The sequence below is a fragment of the Fructilactobacillus fructivorans genome (assembly GCF_000814735.1).
Taxonomy (GTDB): Bacteria; Bacillota; Bacilli; order Lactobacillales; family Lactobacillaceae; genus Fructilactobacillus; species Fructilactobacillus fructivorans.
Window position 1 is genome coordinate 171,458 of the sequence record NZ_JOJZ01000009.1, and the last position, 26,724, is coordinate 198,181.

A 26,724-nucleotide genomic window follows, 5' to 3' on the forward strand; every position below is an offset into this window, starting at 1 on the left:
GAAATGCATATGGCAAAGAAAGTCTTGATTTTAGGTGCTGCAGGCCAAATTCCTAGCATCGTAATCCCAAAGTTATTAAAGGAGACCGACGTCGACATGACGCTGTTAGCACGGAACGCTAAAAGTCGTTTGACCGCTAGTGATCCTGAACGTGAGACCATCGTTGATGGCGATATTAATGATACCAGTAAATTAACGGATGTTATGAAGGGACAAGACATCGTCTTTTCAGATGTCCCTCACGCTGAGGCAATGAGTTCTGTGATTAAGGAAATGGATCAGGCTGGCGTCAAACGCTTAATCGTAGCCGGCTTGTTGGACGTGGACGATACGGTAGTTGGACCATTCAAGAAATGGAATAATGACATGATCGGAAGCGGCTATCCTGACACCAAGAAGGCCTATCAGGAACTACTTGATTCTGATGTCGACTACACTTATCTAAAAATGACTTGGCTTTACAACGACAAGAACAACGAGAATTACAAGGTCATCCCTGCTGGCGAACCATTTAAAGGTACCCAAGTTACTCGGGAGGCAATCGCTAAGTTGATTGTCAGCATCATCGAAGATCCAAGCAAGTACCAACGTGAAGATATTGGGGTAGTTGAACCTGGTACGGAGAATCTTTCAAAGCCTTCATTTTATTAAAAAAATATAATCCAAACGGTCGGCAAATTGTTGACCGTTTTTTATTTTAACTATTTCTTACCAATTACGTTATAATTAATACAGTAATAGCTTTAATAAAGGGAGCGTTTTTATGTTTAATGCAAAAGAAAAAAGTTTTGACGGATGGGCTTTAATTGCGGGAATCATCTTTATTGCCGCCGGCATCTTCGTCTTTGTAAAACCATTCGCAACTCTGCAAGCACTAGCGGTCATCCTAGGAGTCGTCGCACTCTGCATTGGTCTGTATCACTTGGTGCTTCACCGTCAGTTGCAAAAAAATCTTGACGTTTCAAGTTATCTAGTAATCTTTAACGGAATTATCGATATTATCATCGGTCTTTTCCTATTATTCAGTGAATCATTTGGCTTTTATCTAATCGCAATTGCCTTTGCCATCTGGTTCATCGTGGATTCTGGGCTGAGTATTTACTCCGCCACGAAGGCCCAACAAAAATCACCCAAACGTTACTACTGGTTGATTGTGACAGCTGGAATTATTGGGATCATCATTGGAATTATTCTGTTGTTTACCCCATACTTTTCCAACGCCGTTGTCATTATATTCATCGGAATCTACTTCATTATTGAAGGAATCAAATTGTTAATAATGGCATTTTAATTAACTCAACCAAAAATGGCTTCACGTACCTAAATACGTGAAGCCATTTTATTTTGCTATTTTAATTTAAACTAGCGAATTTCCCAGTAATAGCATGATAAACACCATCACAAGATCAAGGTAAACAAAGCTGGTTACGACCTGCCACTTTCCCATCGTGTGACTGGCCCAGGCTGAGTTAACAATGATAAAGACCAGCTCGACGTAGATGATCAGGGCAATCAAACCGCCGCCGACCATCATAAAACCATCCATGATCGAATGAGGACCAAAGTGAAGATTAACGGGGCCAAATTTTAACCAAAAAATTACAACAACCGATTGTAGTACCAGTAAGGCATTCAGAACTACGTTAATCCAGAACATCACACTATTCTTGATCAGTAGTGGCTCCAACTGTTTGTGAATCAAGAAGTACCCTAAAACCGTCAGAAGTATCATGATCACCAGCGTAATGCCGATAATTTCTAGATTGGAACTGAAGGGTTGAGAATGGCTCTCGGTCACAACGTTGATCTTCTGTCCAATCCACGTGATGACGTTGTAACCCAAGATAAAAATCATCCAGTAGATCAACATCATCCAAAACTTCGGATACAAATGAATCGGGTGATAGATCATGAAAGCATAAACGGCCGTGAAAAACAGGACGGCGATTACAAAGTACGGCCGATCCATGACGGACGCCGCTACTCCACAGATTAGGGTGGAAGCCGCTAGCCACGACCATTGCCTTCCCCATCCGTTCTTCTCGAAGAAAGCCATTGGCACCGCCATAAAAATGAAAATTAGACCAATCTCGGCTGCCAGGTGAAAGGCATCATAGTAGAGAAGATCCAAAATGACAAAGGCATACGCCGTAAGTTCCAGTGATAACGTTTTGAATTGACGTGTCTTAAAAAGTTTTTTTAGCATGTACTACCTCTTTATTAGTTTTTCTTATTTTTATTTTACACCCATTTCAGCCGGTTTTTCTAAATGTTTGTACTATCATGAGCGTTTCGGTATGATGAATTTGAGCCCAGGAGGTGAGAACATGGAAGACATTGATATTGATGAACTAAAACCCACCACCATGGTGGAATACTTTGAAAATGAACGCAAAAGCAAATTCGACGTTGGCTACGTTTTAAAGCACAACGATCAGTACGCGTTGATGAGAACCATTGACCTCGAAGGCCGGCTCGATAACTACGAATTGGTTGATCTTACCAAGGAGAACCCCGTCTTTAATACGGGAACCCCTTACCTGAAACAAATGATTGAATATCGCACACTTGCAACCGAATATGGGCTCAAAGATACACCACAAATTAAAGCAATCGAAGATCTTCCTTTTAAAAATCCACTCCAAGAAATCTTGGAATATCTCTCCCAAAACGGCGTTAATTTTGAAGTCGTCACGATGGGAAAGAAGCACCACAAGAAGGATTACATCGGTTACATGAAAAATCTTAAACAGTCTAAATTCTCGTTAATCTCAAGGGCGGTCGACGATCCGTTCGATCCCATTTTAAACGAGAAACACAAGATCAAACTCAAAAAGATTGAGATTGTGTGTTTTAATTCATGGGAGCTCATCCTTTTGACTGATCTAATCAAAAATGATTAGGAGGAAATTATGCCCAAGTCAACAAAAATTATAATTGGCATTGCTGTTGTACTTGTAATTGTACTGCTCGTCTGCATGATGTTAGTACTGTTAATTCCCGGTCCAATTGGTGAAATTTCAAACGCAATTTAAGGTTCAAACTTAAAAAAGTGATCACGCGACGTTTGCCGTGTGGTCACTTTTGTTTTAGTGATTTTTTAATTGTCTAATGGTTCTCTCACGATGGGTTGTGACATGCAACGTGCACCGCCTCGCCCACGGGACAACTCGGATGAGAAAATCTCGTGAACCTTGATACCATGTTCCCTCATGACCTTGATGGAAACGTAGTTCCGGTCGTAGGTAACCACCTCACCGGGCGCAATGGCCAAGTTATTTGAACCATCGTTCCATTGTTCTCGTGGAGCAGCCACCGGATCACCGTTACCGGTCTCCATCAGATCAATTTCAGAAAGTCCCAGAACCTCCTTTAGGGTAGCGGGAAGACTGGTCCGATGTTCCATTTTAATGGTGTGGTCATTTCCAGGATGCAGGATGTTAATGTTCATCTTGCCACCATGCATAATACCCGGGAAAACCGTGAACTGGTCGTAGTTCACCATGGTAAAGACCGTATCCAAATGCATCATTGCATGGTTATGTGGAATCTCAACCGCCACGATGGTGTCAAAATGAGAGTCGGGATCATCAAACAGCTTATGAGCCAACTTTTCAATGGAACGAGTTGAGGTTCTTTGTGAACAACCGATGGCAACCACGTGATCGTTTAAAACCAGTTCATCCCCACCCTCAATCCGAGCGTCATTGTAGCGATCAAGCCAAACGTCAATTTTTCCAGCAAAACGGGGATGGTACTTCATCACGTACTCGGTAATCAGCGATTCTGGACGTCGGGCCTCAAAGGTCATCCGGTTGATCGTCAAACCCGATCCCATGGACGCCTGCGGATCCCGCGTAAAATACGCATTCGGTAACGGATCCAACAAGAACGGTGTTTCCGCATCTGGTCCCGAAACTTCGTGCAAACTTGGATGTTCAAAGTGAATCTTATCACGTCTCAGACCAGCGTAAATCGTAGAAACGAGTTCGTGAATCGAGAGGGTCTCGAAGTATTTCTTGATGTCTTCCGCCGAGTTACCGGTGTAGTAGTGTTCGGCCAAATAGGTAGTTAGAAAATCGTCTCGGACCTCATCGTCTTGCAAAACGTCCTCCAACAAATCCTCAATATAGACCGTCTCCACTCCCTGATCACGCAGAAGATGAGCGAAGTAATCGTGCTCTTCGTCAGCAATCTTTTGAAACGGAACGTCGTCAAACAGCATGCGTTTCATCGTGGCTGGTGTGATGTTCTCAATTTCTTTTCCGGGTCTGTGCAACAATACCGATTTCAATCGGCCAATCTCTGAGTTTACTTCAATCGCAGATTTCATAGTACCTTCCCCTTCAAGTGATGCTGTTGTTAGTCTTGATTGTCCCTAAGTTTACCACGAAAGTCAGATAATTGGTGATATCCTTTGTGAATCATTAAATTTGTTAGTTCGGAATCTAACCGCGCGAAAATCTCGGGTCCTTCTTTTTGAAGTGCCGTTCCCACTTCCACAATGTCGGCACCACACAAAATGAGTTCAAAGGCATCCTTTCCGGTGCTAACACCACCAGTTCCGATGATTTTGATGTCAGGATTCAGTCGTTGTCGAAATGCCCGCACGTTAGCCAGGGCAATCGGCTTTACGTAAGTACCACCGATGCCGCCAAAGCCACCCTTGGGTTTGATGACAGCGGACTCGGTATCAGCGTCCACCACGAGGCCGTTACCAACGCTGTTAATCGTGTTGATATAGGTCAAGGGATACTGATTTAAAATCTTGCTAACGGCATCATACTGCTGCAGGTCAAAGTATGGCGGTAGTTTCACTCCCAATGGCTTGGTGTAAAAACTAAAAACCGCTTTCATGGCAGCCGCAATTGCCGCAAAGTCGTAACCGATTTGCGGTTTACCAACCACATTAGGACACGACAAATTCAGCTCACAGAGACCGTTAAAATTACTCTTTTGGATCGCTTTTAAAGCTGCAATGTCGTCACCAATGGATGTTCCCGAGATGGAAAGATCGATTGGTTTATCGATTTGGTTATGCTCGATATAATCGAGATAGTATGTAAGACCCTGATTTGGCAGTCCCATGGAGTTAATGCTGCCAAGCTCCGTATTCGCGTACCGTGGCTTGGAATTGCCCGTCCGCGGTTTCAAGGTTGCGCTCTTGGTGGTGACCCCACCGGCTTCGGAGTTTAAGATTTGGTTCATTTCCTGTTTTGTCTCATCAAAGACCCCCGCTGCGTTGACAAAGGGATGTTCAAACGTTTCGTTGCCAATCCGTGCCGAAATCGAAATTTGATTCATGGTCGATAACTCCTTTGGTATAAAAAAGCCACAACTACGACCAGGTCATTCAGAGAAGTTCCCATAAGTCATAATTGTGGCTGCGATTTATTTAGTTAAGATAGATAATCTTTTGGCTTCTCTGAACCAATTAAAGATTGATTGTTATTATCATAACGGGAAGGGACCGTCATTGTCAACTGAGACACCTTACCCCCAAATTGCAGTTGACTTTCCGCATTAATTTAGTTAGAGTGTTTATCAATAAATAGAGGCTACTTTAATCCGATCCAGAGAGATGGGAAAGTTAACTGGGATGTCAAGAAATGGGCGTACTACGTTAATTGGTAGTAGGCCCTTTATTTATGCGCTGAATCGAACGGATCGAAATCAAGGAGGATAAAATGACAGATTCTTACAAGCATGACCTAGTGACGGTAGCCGACATGGACGAAGATCAGGTCCTACATAAAATCAAACTAGCCCAATTATTTCAACGTGGCAAGACCGTCCACTTTAATCGTCCCACCTATGCGATGAACCTCTTTTTTGAAAATAGCACCCGAACCCACACCAGTTTTGAAATGGCAGAACGCCGCCTCGGAATCCAAGTCCTGCAGTTTAACGCTGGTTCCAGTTCGGTCACCAAGGGTGAAACCCTGGCCGACACCATCAAAACCCTGCAGGCGATTGGCGTTGACATCGCGGTTATTCGCCATCCCGAAAACGAGTACTACCGCAAATTACTAGATGAAAATCTAAAAATTAGCGTTGTAAACGGTGGTGACGGTAGTGGTCAACATCCCTCTCAATCCCTACTAGACATGATGACGATCTATCAGGAATTCGGCACCTTCAAGAATTTAAACGTTGGGATCATTGGCGATCTAAACCACTCTCGGGTTGCTCGCTCCAACATGGAACTCCTAACCAAACTAGGTGCACACGTCTCATTTGCTGGTCCTGACCAGTGGTACGATCAAAAGTTTGAAGATTATGGCCAACGTTTAACGGTTGATGAACTTGCCAAAAACTCTGACATTGTGATGTTACTAAGGGTACAGAAGGAACGTCTCGGACAGGAGCTCGCGGATTTTGACGCCGCCAGTTACCACGAACAGTTCGGACTAACCAAGGATCGTTACCACACCATGAAGGACCACGCGATCATCATGCACCCCGCTCCGGTAAATCGTGGAATTGAGATTGATTCTGACTTAGTTGAGGCCGACAAGTCCCGTATCTTCAAACAGATGACGAACGGGATGTACATGCGGATGGCCATTTTAACCGACGTACTGGTCAACAAGGGCATCGTGAACAAGGCCGAGATTGAGGGAATTGACTAACCATGAAAACTTTAATTCAAGCCGGAATGATTTTTCAGGATTCTGAATTTCAAACTCGTGACATTCTGTTAAACGACGGCATCATTGCCCAAATTGGCCCTCACATTGACCCAACTCAAGCTGATCAAATCATCGCTGCCAGTGGTCAAACCGTGCTACCCGGATTAGTGGACGTCCACGTTCACTTCAGAGACCCAGGCCAAACTGACAAAGAAACCGTGAAAACCGGAAGTGAAGCGTCCGCTCACGGCGGCTATACCACCGTTTGCGCCATGCCAAATGTTACGCCGGTGCCCAACACTCCTGACAAGTTAAAGCAGATGATTAATTACAATGATGAACAAGGTGTAATAAGCGTGAAACAGTTCGCTCCGGTGACCTACGACGAGTGTGGATACCAGTTGGTCGACTTTGACGGGATGAAGAAAGCGGGAGCGGTCGCTTTCAGTAATGATGGCGTTGGCATTCAAACCGCCAAAACCATGTACGACGCCATGACAGCCATCGCGAAAACTGGTCTCCCACTTGCGGCGCACGTCGAAGACCACGCGTTAATGAACGGAGGCGTGATGAACGAGGGCTCGGCGTCAAACAAGCTCGGACTTAGGGGAGCTCCAGAAGTAGCCGAGACCAGCCAACTTGCTCGTGACCTAGAATTGGCTCGGGTAACGGGCGTTCACTACCACGTCTGTCACGTCTCGACGGCCAGAAGCGTTGAACTGATTCGGCGCGCCAAAGCGGACGGTGTGAACGTCACCGCTGAAGTAACGCCCCATCACCTCCTGCTAGACCACTCAATGATCCAAGCTGACGATCCCATGTATAAAATGAATCCACCCCTGCGAACCAGAAAAGATCGCGCAGAACTACTAGCCGGCTTACTCGACGGCACCATTGACATGATTGCAACCGATCACGCTCCGCACACCAGTGCTGATAAGGGACACTCCTTTAACGACGCGGCTTTCGGAATCACTGGGATTGAGACCGCATTTCCACTCCTTTACACTCAATTAGTGAAAACTAAGAAAGTGACCCTTTCTCAATTGTTGAAGTGGATGAGTAGTGCCCCAACCGCTAAATTCAACCTATCAAACGAAAATGAAATTAAAATCGGCAATCACGCCAACTTCTCCGTTTGGGATTTGAACGACCCACACCAGATTGCCACTAAAAACATGAAGTCAAAGAGCCATAACTCACCCTTTCTTGGTGATCAAGTTGACGCCAAGAATTTAATGACCTTTGCGAATGGTAAATTGGTTTATCAAGACCAATAAAAAATGCTTCACGTAATTAAATACGTGAAGCATTTTTACTATCTTTTTATTGAATCAAATCTTCCACAATGGCAGCGTTGAACTGATCCAAATCATCTGGAGTTCGACTTGTGATCAAATTATGATCCTTTACCACTGGTTCGTCTTTTACGATTGCACCAGCGTAGTAAATATCAGTTTGAACCGTCTTGTAAGCGGTCATGGTACGACCCTTAACTAGTCCAGTTTGCATGAACAATTGGGGACCGTGGCAGATCGCAAACGTTGGCTTGTCAGCTAACAAGAAACTTCTAGCAAACTTTACAAACCGTGGGTCACCTCTTAGTTGATCGGGTGAAAAGCCACCGGGAACCAATAAGGCATCAAAGTTTTCAGGCATTACGTCGGCAATACCAGCGTCAACCTTGGTCTTGTGACCATGTTTACCGGTAATTTCTTCGCCAGCCTTTTGATCGATGATCGTAATATCATGACCAGCCTTCTTTAGGGCATCAACTGGTGAAGTTAGTTCAACATCTTCAACGTCGTTTGTTACTAATACAGCTACTTTAGCCATTTTTAATCACTCCTTTACTAGATACAATTTAACATTGAACGGAACCATAGGGAAACCATTCTGCTTAAGAATTTCATCACAATTTGGTGGTCAATTAAACTTAATGGAATTTTGATTTACACCCCAACATAAAAGCCGTTATAATTAAAATAACTACATTTGCCAGAATTCGAGGAAAACTATGAACAATCAAAAACGGGATTTCCACCTTATCGCTGTCACGGTCGCTGCCTGCACCATCGTCGTGCTGGCAATCCTTTTAGGGTGTCTCTCGGTCTCAACTCATCACGCCAAGGCCCAGAACCAGCAACTTATGAATAAGATTAAGACGGTCAAACAGGAAACCAATACGTTAAACGCCAATAAAACCGCGCAAAAGATTCAGAAACAGCACCAAACCGGTGTCAACATCACTGCCATTCAGAAGAGTAATGACCAGGTTTATGAAAAAGCCATGAAGATGGGATACACGGCAAAGTCGAGCAAGCAACGCCAAGCCGCTAGTCAACAAATGAAGAAAGACCATTTTGACCCGGCCTTAATTAAAATGATTCTAAGTAAGAAGGGGCAAAACAAGCAATACGCCAATCAAAAAATTGAGGATATTTCCGTCAATAACGCCCGTTACGATAATCAGTCCCAGTCTTACAACGCCATGATTACCATTACCTTTGCTTCCAAAAAGAAGCAAAAACCCAACGTCTTAAACTACGTGGTCAATTATAGCGTTAAGAAGAACAAGACCACGCTCGTTGGCCAATCATTTACCAACTCGTTTGTTGCGTTAGGAGGTCAGGAAATCAATGGCTAAAAACAAAAGGTTCCACCTCAGTCGGAACGTCAGCGTGCTTTCCATCATGTTCATCATCATTGTGGTTATGCTGCTTGCCATCTTCACCTTGATGATCCATAACGATACCATCAACACTCAGGTCAATACTAACCAAGCAACGCTAGCGGCCGACCAGAAAACGTACAACCAACGTTTTAATTCACTAAATAAGAACTACAAGGACCGCCTTCTCAACACTAATAACGAAAAGGCTGGCAGCATTCTTCAAAACCAGAAGAGTGCGGACACGACGTATAAGAACCTCAACGAATTCTTCCAGATCTTTTACACCTACGACAATGACGAACAATTTCTTGCCCGTCCCAAAGTCTTAAGAGAAGCGGGATTGATTAGCCCTAATTATGCCGACAACCAGAAGGTTTTTGGCAAACAGGGAAATCGGAAAACCAAGGACAAGGTTAAGAGTATGGGAATCCAGAGTAAGTTGGTCGGCTTACAGATGTACGATAACCCGAACAGTCCAGCCACCATTAAGAAGGTGCGCGTCATCGTAACGTACGCCACGAAGTACAGTCAAAACGGTGGCGACAACGTCGACAAAATGGGGGACGTTCTCTACAACACCAAGACCAACCAAGTCATGAGCTACCAACCAATTGTGACCGTGGGTCATTCGTTAGTAACCAAGTGGAATCAATAAAAAACAACCTTCAGAATTTTCTGAAGGTTGTTTTTTGTCCTAATTTAGATTTTGGTGGAAAAATTTCGCGTATTTAAGCATTGAAAACAATTATTTACGATCCAACTTCTTAATAATCATGAAAACAGCAAGAGCAATAAAGCCCAATCCAATCAATTCAAGAACGATGGAATCATTTTCACCAGTTTGTGGCAAAATTTTCTTGCTCTTCTTAATGTTACTTTGTGATGAATTTGTCATTTTGTGAATGGCTCGCTTACTCTGCGGTTCAGAAATCATCTGATTAGAGGATTTCTTAGTAACCGCAATTTCTTTGTGACCATTTGGAGTAGGCGCAACTGAAGTACCACCATTGTTAGTTAGAAATTTTGGCTTAGCAGCTGGCATCTTTGGTGTCTCTGGAACGTTTTGTCCGTTATTACTTGGAACAATGGAAAATCCACCATTATTTGACGGTTGCTTTGGTGTTACAGGTTGCTTAGGAGCAACTGGAGTACCGCCGTTCCCGCTACCACCGTTGTGGTTTGGTGTAATTGAATTATCTGCCTCATTCACCACTGCATGTTGATTATTAGCTTGTGCATTTTGGCTTGATTTAGTAGTCATATCCAACTTACTTTGACCTTCCGCTTAAAATGATGTTTATATATTCACAACTAACATTGTAAACATGATGATAACGGCGTTCAACCCCTGAACATTCTTCACAAATCGTATAAACCATACTAATAAATATGTTTTCTAAAGTAAGAATTAGTATGTTAAAAGACTGGAAAAAGTCTAGTTTCACATGACTATTATCGAATTCCCGATATTGGAATTTCAATCTAAAAAAACTAATCATTTTATATCCTAATTTCGCGGCGATTAGACTTGATATGTTAAAAGAGCGGTTCTAAATTAATTAATTAAGTCTAGTAGCATGTGCTTTACTCTATTGCCCGCAATTGACCTATCCTTAACCGTTCCCCACCCATTTTAAGTAAGTAAAATTCACAAAATATTTTTTCAAAAATTTTTTATTTTCACGAAAATCAGCACAAAAAAGACCAACATCAACTTATTCGACATTGGTCATTTTAGATGATTTTATTCAATTTAACTGTTTATTGCGACTTTTTTCGTCTTTTGAACCACTGACCTAATCCAAGCATTCCAGCAAGAGCCAATAGGAAGTCTCCGATTGCGACTAAAATAGAGTAACTTCTTTCACCAGTCTGTGGAAGCTGATTCTTTTTACCAGTTTTAGTCTGGTTGGAATTTACAACCGTTCCCTTTGGTCTTGGATGTTGCGTTGATTCAGCGGGAACCCTTGGAGCACTTTCACTGGCCTGCTGTTCATTAGTAGACGATTCCTTTGACGTCTTAGAATTTTCCGTCGGTTTCATACCTTGGGAAGAATTGGAATTTGCTTCAGGCATCATATCCTGATTGTTTCCATTCTCGTTAGTAGTGGACCCATTATCATTAGAGTTATTATTCTCACCTGAATTTGATTCATTACCACCGTTACCACCATTTTGATGGTCAGGGGTCGATGGATGTGATCCATTTTCATTGGGCGTTGGTTTAGTTGCTTCAGGTTCATTTCTAGAGTACACGACGTTTTCAGCGTCATCCTCATTAGGTACCAAAGTGCCACTTACCCGTTGCTTATCAGGTGTCATGTTGGCGATTGTCGGTGACATGATCTCATAGTAATCACTGGTACTAGTCCAATCGTTCCACTCAATCCTCCCCGTTCTTAAATCTTTGGTTCCGGTTCGGGTGAAGTGAGCGGTTACTGTCTTACTTGGAGCGACTTCTTTGCCGTCAGAATCAACATAATGGATGGTCTTCTGACCAGTTGTTTGATCAGAAACCTGTGCCGTATTATCGGTATAAACCACGTTTTCCGAATCATTTTCGTTCATTGTGATCGTTCCGCTAACCCGACTCTTATCGGGGGTCATGTTGTCAATTGCTGGAGAGATAACGTCGTAATGCGTATCATTACTAGTCCAATCACCCCAGGTAATGTTACCCGTCTTAACGTCTCTGGTACCGGTTCGCGTGAAATGAGCCGTTATCGTTTTACTTGAGGCAACCTTATTGCCATTCCGATCAACGTAACGAATCTTCTTTTGACCAGTTGCTTCATCAGTGACCTGCTCCGTGTTATTAGAGTAAACCACAGTCACTGAATTATTTTCATCAGGAAGAACATTGCCACTAACATGGATCATATTTGGTGTCATATCAGCAACGGTGGGAGAAGTAATGTTATAACCACTATCATCGCTATCCCAGTCACCCCAAGTTACGTCGTTCGTTAAGGGATCTCTTTTACCGGTTCGCGTGAAATCAGCCTTAATATCCTTATCAGGCGCAACTTCCTTGCCATTTTGATCAACATAATGAATGGTAGTGGTACCCGTCGTTGAATCAGTCACATCCTGGCTGACATAAACCGTCACACTAATTGACTTATAACTCGTCAGTCCAAGGGAGTTGGTAGTCTGATAGGTCACGGTATAAGTCCCGGCTTGATGATTAATGATCGCACTTCTCAGAGCAGCATCGTCAGAGATCTTAACTACGTCCTTGTTAGTTCCGTCCTGCACATCACTAACGCTCGTCCCATCCAATAAATAATGGTCGAGATTATTAATATTAAAGGTGTCGGCATTCAAGGACTTATCACTGGCCGTAATGGTCGGGAAGAAGCCGTGTTCATTGTTAATTTGATAAGCAAGGTTCATATCAATACTGTTGTTTGAACGAGTTCCCTGATCGTCATGGTAGCCAAAGTTAACCGCATACTTGCCGCTGACATCGGGTGCGATGAAGTTACCCGTGAATTGGAGGTACTGGATCCCAACTCCATTCGGAAAGATCAATGATAATCGTGCTTCATTGGAATCGATTTGGTCCATTTTCACCTGAATATCAGGTAAAACTTGTTTCAACTGGTCTAACGTAATCCATTGACCAGCGTAATTGCCAGCCCATGATACCGAGTACGGCAAGCCAGCACGTGGAATGCCGAAACGCAAACCATTTAGATCAAAGGAAGCACCATTTCCCTTGATGTCGACGGTCCAGGTTCTGTTAGTCAAATTATTGAGGTTCCCATCTGGATCATCATTTGGATACAAAACATTGGTAAAGCTAGGATGATCACCCCGTGTTGGATCAAACATTGAGGTCCCGTTACTTACCGCAATTGGGTTATTAGCGGTTGATCCATCATACGAAGTAACCCCGGCATACTCATTTCCACCTAATCCCGCTCTCAATCCAGGAGCCTGAACTCGGTTAGGCGATGGAATATTGGAGGAAGCCACGTAACCATAATAGAATTGATCTAGCGGATAAGTCGCGTTCCCCTGTTGAAATTCAGAGGAGAAATTAACTCCTACAAGTGGCACACTTGGATCAGCTTGAAACGGAACGTTCAAAGTAAATGAAAACATCCCGGTTGTTAAACGAATTGTCTTATCAAAAACGTAGTAAGCCTGTCCATCATTAGCGTTCACCTCTAAGTGACCATAGTCAGTGCCACCGGTCATAGAAACCCGGTTCCAATTAATGACCTTCTTCATCAAAGCGTCACTACCAGCATCTGCACTATTCGCGATGTTAAAGACGATCCGGTTACCAGGATTAATCGTGACGTCAGCATCATTAACCGAAACGTGATTGCTGATGATCATGGTCCCAAACTGGTTAAAATTGTTGCTAGATGGGGCACTAATTTGGTCACTGGTAATGGCTAATCCCTTAGGTAAGTTACTATTAGGCTCTTCACTGGCTAGTTTAGTATTGTTAGTTTCCTGTTTTTGTCCTTGATCTGGTTGGTCAGTAGACTGTTTTTGATCATTATTTTGATCAGATGAATCAGTCTGCTCCTTCGGCTTGGCTTGATCCGGTTGCGAGTTGACATCGGTTTGATGAGTCGTTTGACCATCCCTTTTAGCCGCCTCGGGCTGCTTTTCATCAGATGCCTGTTGCTTTTGGGTATTCTGATTAGGACGATTTGCGTCATCTACCTGCGAATCGGTTGGTTGAGCTTGGTGATTTTCATCATTAGCTGATTGAGTTGATTGATGATTAGCTTGGTCGGATTGCGCGTTCTTATCTTTGGCCTGATCCGCACTTGAAGTCTGAGTAGACGGTTGTTGGGTCTGATGATCTGATTGATCAGTCTGATTCTTTGGTTCCGCCTGCGATTCTGATTGTGATTTCGAAGTTGGTTGGGTTGCCTGATCAGCCGCTTTAGACGAATCATCTGATTGAGCCTGGTCGTGATGATCAGTTTGGCTAGTACTACTGGTAGCCGAAGCGTCTTCAGATTGACCCGTCGTTGAATCAGCCGACTTAGTTGGCGTCTTCTCAGTCGTTTCTTGGGTCTTTTCACCCGCTGCAGTGCTCGACGCACTCGATGGAACCGTCGTATCAGCGCTCGCCCCAATGGTTAATCCGCCAATGGTAAATGAGGTAACAATAGCTGCCACCATCCACTTTTTCCCGGCTTTATACATCTTAAAACGTTTCTTTGAATCCATGTACATAGAAATCCCCCTTTACTCTCACAATCATGCTTCTGATCTCCTAGTGAGGTTACATTATAAATTTAGTCATCTAACAATTCAATCATCTTAATTACATAAAAAAACAATTATAAAAATTAAGTTAGAAATTTTAGTATATCATGATTTCACTTTAAACAATTTATTTTTTTATTAATAAATTATAAAAATGAGGCCAACACCCTACGTAGATGTTGACCTCTAACCTTCCTTATGAACCTTTCATATTTTTAATTACATGCTTACTTGGTTTCTTTTCGGTCCTTAAACCATTTCCCTAATCCAACAAAGCCAAGCAGTGACAGCAACATTGTCCCAATAGTACTTAAGAAGTTATCGGAACTTTGGCCAGTTTGTGGCAACTGGGCCTTATTCTTACGGATAATCGGATTATTTTTTGCCGTCTTTTCTTCTCGGTTTGATTGGATCGTTGCTTTAAGGGGTGTCTGAGAAACATGCTTTTGTTGACGGACTTGATCAGGATGAACGATCAGTGACGTACGGGGTTTCGTAATTTTACTAACAAAACCTCCGTTGGATTTATCAAACTTTGGATCAATTTGACTTTGTTTCTTATCACCAAAATTTGTGGAATGATTACTCTCATTTTTATTTGGAGTGGGATCATCATGATGATCGTTTTGACTTGGAACGGGGTCGCTACTATCACCATTAGTTGGATGAGCTAGAGTCGTTTTACTTTCTTCAGAATGATTCTTGGTATAAACCACGTCCTCTGAACTACTTTCGTCTGGCATCAACGTCCCACTAATCCGTTCTTTATCAGGCGTCATGTTGTCAACTGCTGGCGAAGTAACGTCATAACGAGCATTCTTACTGTTCCAATCGTTCCACGTGATGTTATTGGTTCGCAAATCCTTCGTTCCAGTTCGAATGAAGTTGTCCGTTACGGTCTTACTTGGGGCAACTTCCTTACCATCACTATCAACGTAACGAATGACCTTTTGACCGCCAACTTTATCGGTAATTTGCTTTGTATTATCGGTATAAACAACCTTTTCAGAGTCATTTTCATTTAAAGCGATCGTTCCACTAACATGTTGCTCGTTAGGCGTCATATTGTCGATTGCCGGCGAAGTAACATCATAGTGGTTGTCATTACTACTCCAATCGTTCCACGTGATACTTCCACTTCTCATATCCTTTATACCAGTTCGATGGAAATTGGTAGTAATTGTTTTACTTGAGGCAACTTTCTTGCCATCATGATCGACATAATGAATCGTCTTCCGACCAGTTGTTTGATCATTTACTGGTTCAGTATTATCGGTATAGACCACGGTTTCCGAATCATCTTCGTTTGGAGACAACGTCCCGCTAATTTGTGGCTGACTTGGGGTCATATTATCAACTGATGGGGAGGTTGCATTGTAGTAGTTATCACTACTACTCCAATTGTTCCAATTCGTATGGTTGGTTCTTAGATCTTTAATGCCAGTTCTGGTAAAGTTGGCCGTCATGGTCTTATTTGAGGCAACTTTCTTGCCATCGTGATCGACATAGTGAATCGTCTTCTGACCAGTAGTTGCATCATTCACTGGTTCAGTATTATCAGTATAAACCACATTTTCGGAATCATCTTCGTTCGGAGACAATGTCCCACTAACTTGCTGCTGGCTTGGTGTCATGTTATCAACAGATGGTGAGGTGACATTGTAGTGATTACTATTCCATTTATTCCAAGTAATATCTCCGGTTCGTAGATCTTTAATGCCCGTTCTGGTAAAATCGGCCGTCATGGTTTTACTTGGAGCAACCTTCTTGCCATCACCATCGACATAACGAATTACCTTTTGTCCAGTTGTTTCATCAGTGATCTGTTTCGTATTATCAGAATAAATCACGTTTTCTGAATTTCTCTCACCAGGAGTCAGCACACCACTTATACATTGTTGACCAGGCGTCATGTTGTCAACGGTTGCTGAATTAATGTCATAACGATCATTATTACTGGTCCAATTGTTCCATGCGATGTCATCGGTTCGCAGATTCTTCGTTCCAGTACGAATGAAGTTGGCCGTTACGATCTTACTTGGAGCAATCTCATTGCCATTACCATCGACGTAATGAATGGTCCTTTGAGCCGTGGCATGATCACTTACTGGTTCGGTATTATCGGTATAAATCACATTATCAGTATCATTTTCATTCAATGTGATCGTTCCGCTAACGCCATCTTTACCAGATGCCATGCCATCAATGGCCGGCAAACTAACGTCATAGTGATTATCATTACTAGTCCAATTGTTCCACATAATTTCGTTAAGTAAGAGATCTTTAAGGCCAGTTCGAGTAAAATCGGCCGTTACGGTCTTACTTGGAGCAATTTCCTTACCGTTCCTATCAACGTAATAAATTTTCCTTTGGCCCCGACCTTCATCGGTTACCAATTTCGTCATGCCAGAATAAACAACCGTCTCGAAATTATGTTCGTTCGCCACGACATCCCCACTAACATGAATCTTATTGGGAGTCATAAACTTCACAGTCGGAGGAGTAATGTCATAGCCACTATCATCACTATCCCAGTCATCCCAAGTAACATTGTTTGTTAAAGGATCTCTTTTACCTGTCCGCGTGAAATGGGCGTTAATGACTTTGTCAGGAGCAACCTGGTTACAATTATTATTATTGTAATGGATGGTGGTAGTTCCCGTCGTTGAATCCGTGACATTCTGACTAACGGCAATCGTCACACTAACCGTCTGATAACTTGTTAGGCCAAGCGAATTGGTCGTTTCGTATGTCACATTATAAACCCCAGCCTGATGTTCAATCAGCGCATTTCTTAAGTCTGAGTCATCAGAAATTTTCAGCTTATCATTATTAGTACCATCCTGAACATTCACTCCGTCTAACAAGTAACGATTTAAACTATTAACGTCAAAGGTGTCGGCATTAAGGGATTTGTCACTGGCCGCAATGGACGGGAAAAAGCCATGTTGCTTATTAGTTCGATAAGAAAGCGTCATGGGAATGTTGTTGAATTGAGTTCCCTGATCATCGTGGTAGCCAAAGTTGACTGAATAAGTTCCACCAACGTCTGGGGCAACTAAATTACCCGTGAATTGTAGATCCTGGATTCCAACATCATTGGGAAAGATGAGGGCTAACCGTGCGTTATCTGAACTAATTTGCTTCATTTGAACCTGCATGCCGGGTAAAACTTGTCTCAACTGACCTAACGTAATCCATTGACCAGCGTACTTTCCGGCCCATGCTACTGATGAGGGAAGGCTAGCTTGTGGAATTCCAAACCGTAAACCATTTAGGTCAAAGGAAGCCTTATTCCCCTTAACATCAACGGTCCACGTTCTGCCAGTTAGATTATTGAGATTACTATCTAGATCAGTATTAGGATACAAAACGTTGGTAAAACTGGGTTGGTCACCTTTGCTTGGATCAAAGATCGAATGCGCATGATCGGAACCTGCAACCGGATTATTCGCATTGGGCCCATCATATGTTGAGACGCCCGCATAGTCTCCGCTTCCATCTTGTCCGGCTCTCAAACCAGGAGCTTGAGCTGGGTTTGGCGCTGATAGATTGGAAGAAGCCGTGTAACCATAGGAAAAATTATCTAGTTTATAGGTCGTGTTACCCTGCTGAAAATCAGAGGAATAGTTAGTGTCAACACGTGGCACACTTGAGTCAGCTTGAAATGGCACGTTTAAATTGAATTCAAATCCACTTGTTGTGAGCTGAACGGTTTTATCAAAAACATAAAAGACCTGACCGGTATCGCCATTGACTTCTAAATGGCCATAGTCAGTACCACCCGTCATGGCAACCCGATTCCAATTAATGACCTTCTTCATCATGACATTACCATTGGAATCGGCACTATGAGCGATGTTAAACCCGATTTTGTCACCAGGATTAATGGTGGCGTTTGCGTCTGTGACCGAAACGTTATTACTAATATCTAAATTGCCAAATTGATTAAAGTTGTTGTTCGATGGAGCACTAACTTGATTACTGGTAATCTTTATTCCCCTTGGCAAATTACTATTGGTATTTTCACTGGCTAATTGGGTATTATTTTTTTGCCCAGAAACTGGTTGATTAGTGACCGGCTGGGGATCAGATTTAACTGATTTATCCTGAGTTTTCCTTTTCGGTTGATCATTTTGAGAAGCGGTCTTATCATCAGAGTTGCTCTGGTTAGTTTGTGGGACCTGACCTTGTTTTTGATTTGGATTAACCTTACTAGAGTCATTCTGATCAGACGATTGCTTGTCTTCCTGATTGGGCTGATGATTAGAACCATTAGTATTATTTTCATCTTTCACTGAATCGTTTTTTTGTCCAACATTTGCGTCTTGACCTGCTTTAGTTTGACTGGATTGATCGTTACTCTGCTTTTGATCTGGCTGCGATTTCGATGCCGGTTGGTTCGATTGATCATCACCTTGGTTCTGTGATTTTGCACCTGGTGATTGATCACCCGGTTTTGAAGTATCCCGCTTCGTCGTTTGATTGGACTCAACTGACGACGTACCATTATGAGATTGATCGTTTTCCGCATTGGCATTCTTCGTAGAAGCCGTATGTGTAGTTTGTTGCGATTGTTCACTTGTTGACACGTCGGATGAGGAATTGGATGAAACTATCGTATCCGCATTAGCTCCAATGGTTAGTCCACCAACGGCAAATGCAGTGACAATGGCCGCTACCATCCACTTCTTTCCGGCTTTATACATCTTAAAATGTTTTTTTGAATCCACGTACATAAAATTCCCCCTAATATTAAAGTTACACAATTAAACATAATTTATACCCGTAAAGCGGATTTATTGTAAAAGGAACAATATAATAATTCAAACATTTTAAGTAATTACCCAAATAAAAAAAGTCCTCTAATTTAGAGGACTTTTTTTATATTAAGATTTCACTAATTCGCCAGACACAATCAAACGGCGCGTCTCACCAGGATTGCCAGAAGCACACGTCACTAGTGTGATTTCTTTTTGGTTACCATTATCATTAATCACAGAAATGTCATTTTCCGAGACAATTTTTTTACTGGTAATTTTATAGGTGTATTTCTTACTAGGATTCGAGAGGTAGATCTTCTGCCCCACCTTTGCTCGCGACAACGGTGAGAACAGCACGTCAGGGTTCTTCATATGATGGCCAGCTAAGACGTAGTTTTTCTCGCCCATCTTCTCATCCATCTTCATCGTGCCAGCTCCAATCGTGAGGTCATCGTCGTTTAGACCCTTAAAGATCGGCAAATCAACCTTGAGATCGGGGATCTTAATTCGACCAATCGCTGGGGACTGCTTGGCTTTCGTACTCTTCATAATGGCGTTCTCGTCGACCGCCTTCACATTACTGAAGTTGTAATCACCCTTACGCTGATTGCCACGTTTCGCTTCCTGCTTGGTAATACTACTAGCCTTCTGTCCTCCCTGGTATCCAACCCACCACGACGTAATCTGTGAGTTAAAAACCAGTCCCAGTCCGACCACTACTAGGACCACGATGAGAAGGTTTCCCAAAAATTTCTTCATTTTCCTACCGCCATTTCATAAACGTATTCCACTACTCCATGCGTTTATTCTACCCTATTTTTGTTTTAAAATTAAAGTTTTGAACTGGCTTTGATAATTCTTATCATATTCTCAGTGGTACGTTCAATATTCTCAGGTCCCCGTTCGAGTGCTTCCGCCATGGGTGTCACCCCACTTAGGATGTCGATGACGGTGGAAATGCCGGCGTCATAGAGGTCGCCAATCCCATCACCAATGTGGGCCGTCTCGACAAAGACCGGCTTGTGGTGCTTCTTTCCGAGCTTAGCCACGCCAAAGGGCACCTTGCCGAACTTCGTCTGTGAATCAATGCTGCCCTCACCGGTAAATACGCAGTCGGCCTGTTTAATTTTTTCTTCCAGTCCAACGGCTTCTTCAACAATCTCAATACCAGGACGAAGTTTAGCCTTGGTAAATACCAGTAAACCAGCGCCAACGCCACCAGCGGCTCCACTGCCAGGAATATTGGTCACGTCGACACCTAACTTATCGTAAATAACGTGGGCGTAACTTCGCAAATTATCATCTAACTGAACCACCTGGCTCGAATTAGCGCCCTTTTGTGGGCCAAAGACAGGTGCGGCTCCGTTCTTTCCAACCAACGGATTGGTGACATCGGAAGCCACCACAAATTCAGTCTCAGAGATCCGGTGATCAAGACCGGCAACGGAGATATCGGAAATTCGACCAATCGACGATCCGTTTGGAATGATGACCTTTCCGTTCTCATCCATGAACCTGACACCGAGGGCCATTGCCATGCCCGCACCACCATCAACGGTGGCACTTCCGCCAATGCCGATGATGATCTTTTGGGCACCAAAATCAAGGGCCGCCCGAATCAGTTCACCAGTACCTAGCGTGGTAGTTACCATCGGATTGCGGCGGTTTTTTGGAATAAGTTCCAGTCCACTGGCCTTCGCCATTTCAATCACCGCGGTCTTTCCGTCACCCAGCATCCCAAAAAACGATTCCACCTTTTGACCAGGAATCGGGCCATCGACCGTCACGTTAATCTTCTTTCCGTGGGTCGCATCGACCAGCGTGTCAACGGTCCCTTCACCACCGTCAGCCATCGGAACTTTATCAATGCGGGCATATGGATCCACGTTGGTAATTCCCGCCGCCATCGCATTTGTCACCTGCTTGGCGGTCATGCTGTCTTTAAATGAATCTGGTGCTAAAACAAACCGTAAACTCATACAATTCCTCCTTTCAAATTCGTTTCTTCAATAGTTAAATTATAACGCACAAAAAAAGCACTTCATATCAAATGAAGTGCTTTAATTAATTAACGTGGTAGTGATACTGTTTTTTAAAATTAGCACCGGTCACCACCGTCATCGTCTTTTTAGAATTATTATAAAGAACCGTCCACTGTGTCGGATCATCATCCTTGTAAGGCATGTGCGGACCGTCATGCACGTCATTTAACAGCTGAAGCCCCTGTTTCTCGGTCTCAATGCCGTGACTTTGATTCAAATGATCATTGGCCACGTTGTAACGATCAAAGCCGATTCCATGATGATACTTACTTCCAGGTGTCTCATAAAAGTTGGTCAAGACCTGGTGGTTACCCGTCTGCGGAATGACTGACATCTTGTTATTCTCATACTCCACCACGGCACTGTGACCCTTGGCATCGTTAAGTTGGAAGTGGTAACAGCCGTCCGCCGACGCGTGCATGTCGTACTTCTTCAGTAAGGCAATTGCCTGATTTGTGTCCTTCGCCTTATCTAAAATCATGCGAATGGCAACACTAGTGGTGATATCTGGTTTGCCAGTCTGTTGATTGGTAACCTTGTCCGGTACCCACAGGACGGCCGCACTAACTCCTTTTTCGTTAATACCGTCAAAGGGGATATACGGTGCCGCCAGAGAAATCACCTTGTCAGAAAAATGATTCATGGCCTGCTTATCGAGTCCGAGAAACTTCAGGTCAACCATTGAAATACTCTTGTAGCCGTCTTTTGGTGCGGTCTTAACCACCATTGACGGGGAATACTCAAGGTCAAAGTTTCGGCCAAATAGATGTTGCCCGTTAGGCGTGGTGGCCGAAAAGGTCGTGCAGGCCACCTTCGGAATGTCAATCTTGAGTGGCAGTCCCTTTAGGAGCTGTTTCGACGCAAACTGAACCAGCTCCTGATCGTTGGACGCACCCTTTTTCAGCAATTTATCTAAGCCATAGTCGTTCTTGTACGTCATCTCGTACATTGGATATCCGTTAACCTCCTTGACGGAATTCAGCGTGGACAATTCGTCGTGAAACAAGAAAAATAATCCCAGCACCACGACGACTAAGATGGCGATGACTACGAGAATCACATATTTAATTGTTTTTTTCATTGATGTCGCTCCTTACATGCTTTTAACACTAACAAAACGAAAGTAAAGTGCGCGGATCAAAGGCAATCTTTCCAACACATTGGTGATGTCACGCCATTTCACCTCAATAAAATCTGTGACGCAACCGCAACAATGTACCGCCATGTAAAAAAAGCACTCCACATTTCGTGAAGTGCTTTTCGTAACCCGCAGGCTTATTTAGTTGCTGGTACTGGTGCTTGGTAGATCGGGTACTTCTTAATCTCAACGTAACGGGCACAAACCGGCGTGTTGTACAAGTTCATCCCGTCTTTTTGAAACATCTCGAGCTTGGCAATGCGATCCATTGCGTTTTTCACAACTGCTTCCCCTAGTGTGCTGGAAGCGTAGCTCAACTTAATGGTTTTGACCTTGTTTTCGTCTGATTTAAAAACTAATTCTAAATTTCTCATCTTCATCCTCCTAATTATTCAGCGTCTAACGTGTCAGTGGAACTTAAGGTGGCTTTCTTAAACTTGGCACCGGATAGTTCTGCCAAAATCACACCAAACTGTTTGATTTGATCTTCTGAAACATTTTGCACCAGGTTGTTGAAGGTGTGCTTGGCGTCAGCGTGACCGTCTTTTGCCAGTGTGTATGTTGCGCTTGTCTTCATCCAATTTCTTTTCATTTTTTCCATCCTCTAAAATTTATTTTGTTAAGGCAGTTGGCCAACCCCTTACACATACTAGAAACGAATCAGCCGACAAATGTGTTACCCCAATCGATCTTTTTAATAATTCGTTTTCGCCATTGGTACAGGGTTTTGCGAGAAACATGGAGTTCGCTGGCAATCGCCGTCATCGACTGACCGTTGTATAACTTGCCAATCATCTGACATTCGCGATCATCCAATTGAGCCAAAATTCCATCCAAGACGACCTGACTCTCAATGTCCTCATCATTTGTCGCAATGATATCTACATCTTCACTAGTTTCCACATCAATGTGAGAATTCTGTCTCCGCTCCCTTCTCAATATATCCAGGAGGTGCCAGTAGACGCCCTGATAGATGAAGTTCAACCGACTCTTTTCGTCGTTACAATCTCCTGGATACCGGTCGTATGCGTCCACAAACGCCAATCGGCCCTCCGACACTAAATCCTGATACTGATCGCAAAATGGGCGGATGCCCAGGCGTTTGAGCACTCCAAACACGATAACTTCGTGGTCACCTTCCATTAAGAACTGAAACGCGGTTTGCTTGTTTTTCATAAAATTGAATCTCCCTTAAGTAGTTTGATCCAAAGGCCTTTGTCACAAGTATCAGCATAAGGGCAGATGAAAAACGTTACCATGACGGGCAATGAGGGATTTTTGCCGTAAAAAAGACGCTAGCAAGAGCTAACGTCGTAATATTAAGCTTGAAAGTGGAATTGACTTTTCATTTTTTAGAATTTATTTAATTAAACCGTCAAAAAGTAGCTCACAAATCCCAGCAATGGTAATCATGGTAACAATCGCGAAACTATTTCTGACCGATAAAATAAAGGTTCGTTTCTTATCTTGCACCGCGAAGAATTCTTTCACGTGTTTATACACGATTGGGATGGTTACTAAAACCAACAGCATGCTAATGGGCAATAAACGAAGTAGAACCGTTACTATCACCATAATGTAAGTAATAACGTAGTTGGCCGCAAATGCCTCCAGGGCACGTTTTTTCCCGATAACTGAAACAATCGTGTGTCGATCCATCTTCACGTCTTCTGCCACATCACAGGCATTATTAGCTAGCATGATACTTGCAAGTGGAAAAATAGTGATGGTAGCAACTAAAAATCCAGAAAGAAACAAGTTCCAGCTAAACTGCGAAACTGGGATATTAACCATGATGACAGTATATGTAATTCCAACTCCCATCGTCAGTGAGCACGCCGCCTCCCCAAAGGGCGTGTGCGAGATCGGTAGCTTTCCACCTGAATACAAATAGCTAATCACAAAGCCAATTATACCGATCACTAAAAGCCACATTGTGGTCGCAAAGAGTAAGTAGATCCCCAAAATAACGGTTATCATTCCTAAAATTGCCGCCGTTACGACGGCTGCTTTAAATGAGATTCCGTGGACTCCTAATGAATTGGTTTTTTGCCGAAACTTTTGAGCCGTTGAATTGGTCGTTTGAAAAGAAGCCCGATAATCCGATAAATTGTCTAGCGCGTTTGCCATTAAGTGGATAGCTAAACATGCTAGTAATAAAACCAACGAATTAAAAATATCCAACCTTCCATAATCATAACTTGTAAACATAATGCCAACGATAAAGGGTGAAAGAGTTGATACAATTGAACTAGGTTCGGTTAATGCGATAAATTTATGAACGTTCATTTAGTTCTCCTTATTGAAATAATCACAACTAGTTTAAACTTTGTCCATCGTACCAAATTTACTTGTTAAGAAGCAATTCAATGTAGTGAATTATTTAACAAATAATGTTTATTTCCTAAAAAATAGTGCATACCATCAATAACTATCATTGCTTAATAATGCTTCTATACCACTATTTTACAATTATTATTACCTAAATCATTTCCATCTCCACCTCATGTTAACTTACAAACAACTTAGTAGACTTTCACTGTAAATTCCTGCTATATTGATTGGCATAGGGAGGAGGATAACTATGAAATTAAATGAACTTCGAGACGCCCAATACGTTATCGACCTAGTCCTAATGTACCAAGACGCCTACATCAAGAAGCAAAGAAAAGAAAAACTATATTCATCTTTGCCAGTATGCGAACTCAATGATAGTGAAATCATCCGCTTAAATCCTTATAACGTCACACCAAACTTCAAAGATAAACGCTCCATTTGGGACTTTGCGCCCAAACACAGCCAACTTAATAAAACCGACGATGACTTTGAGGTCAAGACCGATCAGGTTAAAGACCGTGACCAAGCCAATCGTCTTGGATTTATCCGTAACGAATTCTTCAAACAGAAATGTTACAACGGGGTCAACACCATTGGTGACGAATTTTCCGGGAATATCACCACGGTGTGTGATGATGAGAGCCAATTTCATGATCTGATTGATGACCCCATAATGCTACTAGAGTACGCGATCATCTTTGTTCGCAACTTGAATCTTTCACGATTAGAGAACGCGATTGACGACAATGTCGCCTATCACGTTGAGCACTACGCACTTGGCAAAGTGTTTGAATTTGAGATTTTCTCAGATGATGATAATTTTAAAATCATTAGCTTACAATAATTAATTTTTGAAATGACATTTTAATTTCTCCAGACTAGCACCTAGGCATGGGTGTTAGTTTTTTATGCTCACAAAAATTGGGATGACTGGTAAAGTAGGTAGTAAATCGAATTTTGGGAGAATGAAATTAATAGCATTATTTATAAACATTTTTGACAAAATTATTGTTTCATTTTATTATAGTATTTGTAGTAGACTATAATATATTGGTATAAGGAGGTCGTTTATTATGGCAACTAAAAGTTTTAGAACCGATTTTACCTTCACAACTAAGTCTGCTCGTTCATTATATGATGCGATAAACGCATCCAAAAGAGTAGACATTAAAACGACAAAACCTGTTAAGGAATTTAGTAGTAAAGATACTGACAGCTTACATCAAGAATTTGATTCATTATTTAGGAGAAAATAATTAGTGGAATATAAAATTGTAAGCTTAGGCGATCTACTAGAAAATTATAAAGAAATAGAAATAAAAAAAGTGTTTAACACCTTTCAAAGTAAGAATAAAGATGTTGAACACTTTTTAAAATCTAAATCCATTGAATTCCAGAGAGTTGGTTTATCAAGAACAACTTTAGTATTTTCAAACGAAAAAGATCTTATAGGTTATTTTTCAATTTCTACCAAGCCTCTAACAATTTCTAAAAGGAATTGGAATAGACTTTCTCATAATATTCAAAGAAAATTAAATCCAATGGATTCACAATCATTGCAAGGAACTCATGAGATTAGTTCCATTTTATTAGGACAATTAAGTAAAAATAATAAATACTGTCAGGAAATAAGTGGCGAAGATTTACTATCCCTAGCATACGATAAAATACGTGAATTATGGAAACTAGGTGGCGGCAGAATTCTTTATGTTGAAGTTGATGATAATCCCCACCTAGACCATTTTTATTGTCAAAATGGATTTAGAAGATTAGAAATAAAAGACGGAAAAAATAATAAAGATGTCATCCCATACAAAACCGTCAATAAACAAAATCTATACGTCAAAAAATTATCAGACATTTAATTAAAAGTTTATATCAACTAAAAAAGTCACCC

The 26,724-nt window shown here is 42.3% G+C and carries 25 protein-coding genes; 11 read left to right on the forward strand and 14 right to left on the reverse strand.

Annotated features, from left to right (window positions below; genetic code table 11):
* The first annotated feature begins 9 nt into the window (after positions 1–9).
* Positions 10–651: an NAD(P)H-binding protein gene (locus LfDm3_RS01455; protein ID WP_039143418.1), complete on the forward strand. Its 642-nt coding sequence runs from the start codon at positions 10–12 to the stop codon at positions 649–651.
* Positions 652–763: 112 nt separating this feature from the next.
* Positions 764–1,291: a DUF308 domain-containing protein gene (locus LfDm3_RS01460; protein WP_010022300.1), complete on the forward strand. Its 528-nt coding sequence runs from the start codon at positions 764–766 to the stop codon at positions 1,289–1,291.
* A gap of 66 nt (positions 1,292–1,357) precedes the next feature.
* Here LfDm3_RS01460 and LfDm3_RS01465 read toward each other — a convergent pair whose 3' ends face one another.
* Positions 1,358–2,206 (reverse strand): hypothetical protein, encoded by an 849-nt coding sequence (locus LfDm3_RS01465; protein ID WP_039143422.1) that lies wholly within the window; start codon positions 2,204–2,206, stop codon positions 1,358–1,360.
* Between the two features lie 121 nt (positions 2,207–2,327).
* Between LfDm3_RS01465 and LfDm3_RS01470 the strand changes: the two genes are divergently transcribed.
* On the forward strand, positions 2,328–2,903 hold the full coding sequence (locus tag LfDm3_RS01470; protein ID WP_039143426.1) for a hypothetical protein: 576 nt from the start codon (positions 2,328–2,330) through the stop codon (positions 2,901–2,903).
* Positions 2,904–2,912: 9 nt separating this feature from the next.
* Positions 2,913–3,035 carry a hypothetical protein gene (locus LfDm3_RS06955; RefSeq protein WP_259739885.1) on the forward strand — a complete coding sequence of 41 codons (123 nt, stop codon included), beginning with the start codon at positions 2,913–2,915 and terminating at the stop codon, positions 3,033–3,035.
* Between the two features lie 65 nt (positions 3,036–3,100).
* Here the strand turns inward: LfDm3_RS06955 and arcA are convergent, their stop codons facing one another.
* Together arcA and LfDm3_RS01480 are read right to left on the reverse strand one after the other, a co-directional pair.
* On the reverse strand, positions 3,101–4,333 hold the full coding sequence (arcA, locus tag LfDm3_RS01475; RefSeq protein WP_039143428.1) for an arginine deiminase: 1,233 nt from the start codon (positions 4,331–4,333) through the stop codon (positions 3,101–3,103).
* A 29-nt stretch (positions 4,334–4,362) separates the two neighbouring features.
* Positions 4,363–5,304, reverse strand: coding sequence for a dihydroorotate oxidase (locus tag LfDm3_RS01480; RefSeq protein ID WP_039143431.1), 942 nt, complete (start codon positions 5,302–5,304; stop codon positions 4,363–4,365).
* 383 nt (positions 5,305–5,687) lie between these two features.
* Here LfDm3_RS01480 and LfDm3_RS01485 point away from each other — a divergent pair, with 383 nt between their 5' ends.
* Both LfDm3_RS01485 and LfDm3_RS01490 read left to right on the forward strand, forming a co-directional pair.
* Positions 5,688–6,632 carry an aspartate carbamoyltransferase catalytic subunit gene (locus tag LfDm3_RS01485; RefSeq protein ID WP_039143434.1) on the forward strand — a complete coding sequence of 315 codons (945 nt, stop codon included), beginning with the start codon at positions 5,688–5,690 and terminating at the stop codon, positions 6,630–6,632.
* A 2-nt stretch (positions 6,633–6,634) separates the two neighbouring features.
* Complete coding sequence (locus LfDm3_RS01490) at positions 6,635–7,912, forward strand: dihydroorotase (protein WP_039143437.1); 1,278 nt, start codon at positions 6,635–6,637, stop codon at positions 7,910–7,912.
* A gap of 46 nt (positions 7,913–7,958) precedes the next feature.
* Here LfDm3_RS01490 and LfDm3_RS01495 read toward each other — a convergent pair whose 3' ends face one another.
* Positions 7,959–8,468, reverse strand: a complete 510-nt coding sequence (locus LfDm3_RS01495; RefSeq protein WP_039143440.1) for a type 1 glutamine amidotransferase domain-containing protein — start codon at positions 8,466–8,468, stop codon at positions 7,959–7,961.
* A 181-nt stretch (positions 8,469–8,649) separates the two neighbouring features.
* On the opposite strand from LfDm3_RS01495, the gene LfDm3_RS01500 reads away from it, so the two are divergent.
* Together LfDm3_RS01500 and LfDm3_RS01505 are read left to right on the forward strand one after the other, a co-directional pair.
* On the forward strand, positions 8,650–9,279 hold the full coding sequence (locus LfDm3_RS01500; protein WP_039143442.1) for a hypothetical protein: 630 nt from the start codon (positions 8,650–8,652) through the stop codon (positions 9,277–9,279).
* On the forward strand, positions 9,272–9,961 hold the full coding sequence (locus tag LfDm3_RS01505; protein ID WP_039143444.1) for a hypothetical protein: 690 nt from the start codon (positions 9,272–9,274) through the stop codon (positions 9,959–9,961). Before LfDm3_RS01500 ends, LfDm3_RS01505 begins: the two co-directional genes overlap by 8 nt.
* Before the next feature lie 90 nt (positions 9,962–10,051).
* Here LfDm3_RS01505 and LfDm3_RS01510 read toward each other — a convergent pair whose 3' ends face one another.
* The 10 genes from LfDm3_RS01510 to LfDm3_RS01555 form a co-directional block, all read right to left on the reverse strand.
* Positions 10,052–10,567, reverse strand: a complete 516-nt coding sequence (locus LfDm3_RS01510; protein ID WP_156112331.1) for an LPXTG cell wall anchor domain-containing protein — start codon at positions 10,565–10,567, stop codon at positions 10,052–10,054.
* Between the two features lie 500 nt (positions 10,568–11,067).
* On the reverse strand, positions 11,068–14,508 hold the full coding sequence (locus LfDm3_RS01515) for a mucin-binding protein (RefSeq protein WP_225349296.1): 3,441 nt from the start codon (positions 14,506–14,508) through the stop codon (positions 11,068–11,070).
* Between the two features lie 266 nt (positions 14,509–14,774).
* Entirely contained in the window at positions 14,775–19,286 is a 4,512-nt protein-coding gene (locus LfDm3_RS01520; RefSeq protein WP_039143453.1) for a mucin-binding protein, read from the reverse strand.
* Positions 19,287–19,436: 150 nt separating this feature from the next.
* A complete protein-coding gene (locus tag LfDm3_RS01525; RefSeq protein WP_039143456.1) occupies positions 19,437–20,069 on the reverse strand; it encodes a class A sortase in 633 nt (210 codons plus the stop codon).
* 71 nt (positions 20,070–20,140) lie between these two features.
* Positions 20,141–21,289, reverse strand: a complete 1,149-nt coding sequence (locus LfDm3_RS01530) for a glycerate kinase (RefSeq protein WP_039143460.1) — start codon at positions 21,287–21,289, stop codon at positions 20,141–20,143.
* A gap of 85 nt (positions 21,290–21,374) precedes the next feature.
* Entirely contained in the window at positions 21,375–22,433 is a 1,059-nt protein-coding gene (locus LfDm3_RS01535; protein WP_039143463.1) for a linear amide C-N hydrolase, read from the reverse strand.
* A 194-nt stretch (positions 22,434–22,627) separates the two neighbouring features.
* On the reverse strand, positions 22,628–22,864 hold the full coding sequence (locus LfDm3_RS01540) for a DUF2922 domain-containing protein (protein ID WP_039143466.1): 237 nt from the start codon (positions 22,862–22,864) through the stop codon (positions 22,628–22,630).
* 14 nt (positions 22,865–22,878) lie between these two features.
* Positions 22,879–23,082, reverse strand: coding sequence for a DUF1659 domain-containing protein (locus LfDm3_RS01545; RefSeq protein ID WP_039143469.1), 204 nt, complete (start codon positions 23,080–23,082; stop codon positions 22,879–22,881).
* Positions 23,083–23,150: 68 nt separating this feature from the next.
* Positions 23,151–23,666, reverse strand: coding sequence for a sigma-70 family RNA polymerase sigma factor (locus LfDm3_RS06670; protein ID WP_052236557.1), 516 nt, complete (start codon positions 23,664–23,666; stop codon positions 23,151–23,153).
* Positions 23,667–23,849: 183 nt separating this feature from the next.
* Positions 23,850–24,779, reverse strand: coding sequence for a prenyltransferase (locus LfDm3_RS01555; RefSeq protein ID WP_039143473.1), 930 nt, complete (start codon positions 24,777–24,779; stop codon positions 23,850–23,852).
* A 295-nt stretch (positions 24,780–25,074) separates the two neighbouring features.
* Here LfDm3_RS01555 and LfDm3_RS01560 point away from each other — a divergent pair, with 295 nt between their 5' ends.
* The 3 genes from LfDm3_RS01560 to LfDm3_RS01570 all read left to right on the forward strand — a co-directional run bounded on the left by LfDm3_RS01560 (position 25,075) and on the right by LfDm3_RS01570 (position 26,692).
* Complete coding sequence (locus tag LfDm3_RS01560; protein ID WP_010022270.1) at positions 25,075–25,671, forward strand: hypothetical protein; 597 nt, start codon at positions 25,075–25,077, stop codon at positions 25,669–25,671.
* A 229-nt stretch (positions 25,672–25,900) separates the two neighbouring features.
* Entirely contained in the window at positions 25,901–26,083 is a 183-nt protein-coding gene (locus LfDm3_RS01565) for a hypothetical protein (protein ID WP_039143476.1), read from the forward strand.
* A gap of 3 nt (positions 26,084–26,086) precedes the next feature.
* Complete coding sequence (locus LfDm3_RS01570) at positions 26,087–26,692, forward strand: hypothetical protein (protein WP_052236558.1); 606 nt, start codon at positions 26,087–26,089, stop codon at positions 26,690–26,692.
* The last annotated feature ends 32 nt before the right edge of the window (positions 26,693–26,724 follow it).

What these genes read in the sequence shown, in the direction of transcription:
- LfDm3_RS01500 (WP_039143442.1), top strand. Translation starts at nt 8,650, where the DNA reads ATGAACAATCAAAAACGGGATTTCCACCTTATCGCTGTCACGGTCGCT.
- LfDm3_RS01510 (WP_156112331.1), bottom strand. Translation starts at nt 10,567, where the DNA reads ATGACTACTAAATCAAGCCAAAATGCACAAGCTAATAATCAACATGCA.
- LfDm3_RS01555 (WP_039143473.1), bottom strand. Translation starts at nt 24,779, where the DNA reads ATGAACGTTCATAAATTTATCGCATTAACCGAACCTAGTTCAATTGTA.
- LfDm3_RS01505 (WP_039143444.1), top strand. Translation starts at nt 9,272, where the DNA reads ATGGCTAAAAACAAAAGGTTCCACCTCAGTCGGAACGTCAGCGTGCTT.
- LfDm3_RS01490 (WP_039143437.1), top strand. Translation starts at nt 6,635, where the DNA reads ATGAAAACTTTAATTCAAGCCGGAATGATTTTTCAGGATTCTGAATTT.
- LfDm3_RS01565 (WP_039143476.1), top strand. Translation starts at nt 25,901, where the DNA reads ATGGCAACTAAAAGTTTTAGAACCGATTTTACCTTCACAACTAAGTCT.
- LfDm3_RS01540 (WP_039143466.1), bottom strand. Translation starts at nt 22,864, where the DNA reads ATGAGAAATTTAGAATTAGTTTTTAAATCAGACGAAAACAAGGTCAAA.
- LfDm3_RS01515 (WP_225349296.1), bottom strand. Translation starts at nt 14,508, where the DNA reads ATGGATTCAAAGAAACGTTTTAAGATGTATAAAGCCGGGAAAAAGTGG.
- LfDm3_RS01460 (WP_010022300.1), top strand. Translation starts at nt 764, where the DNA reads ATGTTTAATGCAAAAGAAAAAAGTTTTGACGGATGGGCTTTAATTGCG.
- LfDm3_RS06670 (WP_052236557.1), bottom strand. Translation starts at nt 23,666, where the DNA reads ATGAAAAACAAGCAAACCGCGTTTCAGTTCTTAATGGAAGGTGACCAC.
- LfDm3_RS01485 (WP_039143434.1), top strand. Translation starts at nt 5,688, where the DNA reads ATGACAGATTCTTACAAGCATGACCTAGTGACGGTAGCCGACATGGAC.
- LfDm3_RS01480 (WP_039143431.1), bottom strand. Translation starts at nt 5,304, where the DNA reads ATGAATCAAATTTCGATTTCGGCACGGATTGGCAACGAAACGTTTGAA.
- LfDm3_RS01465 (WP_039143422.1), bottom strand. Translation starts at nt 2,206, where the DNA reads ATGCTAAAAAAACTTTTTAAGACACGTCAATTCAAAACGTTATCACTG.
- LfDm3_RS01530 (WP_039143460.1), bottom strand. Translation starts at nt 21,289, where the DNA reads ATGAGTTTACGGTTTGTTTTAGCACCAGATTCATTTAAAGACAGCATG.
- LfDm3_RS01520 (WP_039143453.1), bottom strand. Translation starts at nt 19,286, where the DNA reads ATGTACGTGGATTCAAAAAAACATTTTAAGATGTATAAAGCCGGAAAG.
- LfDm3_RS01545 (WP_039143469.1), bottom strand. Translation starts at nt 23,082, where the DNA reads ATGAAAAGAAATTGGATGAAGACAAGCGCAACATACACACTGGCAAAA.
- LfDm3_RS01535 (WP_039143463.1), bottom strand. Translation starts at nt 22,433, where the DNA reads ATGAAAAAAACAATTAAATATGTGATTCTCGTAGTCATCGCCATCTTA.
- LfDm3_RS01560 (WP_010022270.1), top strand. Translation starts at nt 25,075, where the DNA reads ATGAAATTAAATGAACTTCGAGACGCCCAATACGTTATCGACCTAGTC.
- LfDm3_RS01455 (WP_039143418.1), top strand. Translation starts at nt 10, where the DNA reads ATGGCAAAGAAAGTCTTGATTTTAGGTGCTGCAGGCCAAATTCCTAGC.
- LfDm3_RS01470 (WP_039143426.1), top strand. Translation starts at nt 2,328, where the DNA reads ATGGAAGACATTGATATTGATGAACTAAAACCCACCACCATGGTGGAA.
- arcA (WP_039143428.1), bottom strand. Translation starts at nt 4,333, where the DNA reads ATGAAATCTGCGATTGAAGTAAACTCAGAGATTGGCCGATTGAAATCG.
- LfDm3_RS01495 (WP_039143440.1), bottom strand. Translation starts at nt 8,468, where the DNA reads ATGGCTAAAGTAGCTGTATTAGTAACAAACGACGTTGAAGATGTTGAA.
- LfDm3_RS01525 (WP_039143456.1), bottom strand. Translation starts at nt 20,069, where the DNA reads ATGAAGAAATTTTTGGGAAACCTTCTCATCGTGGTCCTAGTAGTGGTC.
- LfDm3_RS06955 (WP_259739885.1), top strand. Translation starts at nt 2,913, where the DNA reads ATGCCCAAGTCAACAAAAATTATAATTGGCATTGCTGTTGTACTTGTA.